Raw genomic sequence first — 673 nt, forward strand, 5'->3', positions numbered from 1 at the left:
CACGGTGACGGCCTCCCTGATGCTCCGAAAGCTCGGCAGCTACCCACGCCAGAACGGCCTGGCCGTGGCGCTCCGCGAGCTGGGCCGCATCGAGCGCACGCTGTTCATCCTGGACTGGCTGCAAAGCGTGGAACTGCGCCGCCGCGTGCATGCCGGCCTGAACAAGGGCGAGGCGCGCAATGCGCTGGCCAGGGCAGTGTTTTTCAACCGCCTGGGTGAAATCCGCGACCGCAGTTTCGAGCAGCAGCGCTACCGGGCTAGCGGCCTCAATCTGGTAACGGCTGCCGTCGTGTTGTGGAACACGGTCTATCTGGAACGGGCTGCGCACGCGCTGCGTGGCAACGGCCATGCCGTTGATGACGCGCTGTTGCAGTACCTGTCGCCGCTCGGTTGGGAGCACATCAACCTCACCGGCGATTACCTCTGGCGCAGCAGCGCCAAGATCGGCGCGGGCAAGTTCAGGCCGCTACGACCGCTGCAACCGGCTTAGCGTGCTTTATTTTCCGTTTTCTGAGGCGACCCCATGGTGAGCCATCGTGCCACGCTGGACTGCAATCTGCCGAAAGCAGACGGGGCAGGTTTTCACAACCTTGTTGGGATTCACGGGCTTGGCGGGCTCGCTGCGCGGCGCTCGGCCCTTGATCACCTTGTCTTTCAGGGACGCAACAGCCTC

1 protein-coding gene is annotated in these 673 nt (G+C 64.2%); it reads left to right on the forward strand.

The annotated features are described in order from the left end of the window. A partial coding sequence (locus ACR6JA_RS22450) for a Tn3 family transposase (RefSeq protein ID WP_494599638.1) occupies positions 1–490 on the forward strand: 490 nt, incomplete at its 5' end. Positions 491–673 lie beyond the last annotated feature (183 nt).

This window comes from Cedecea sp. B1(4), from assembly GCF_059414925.1.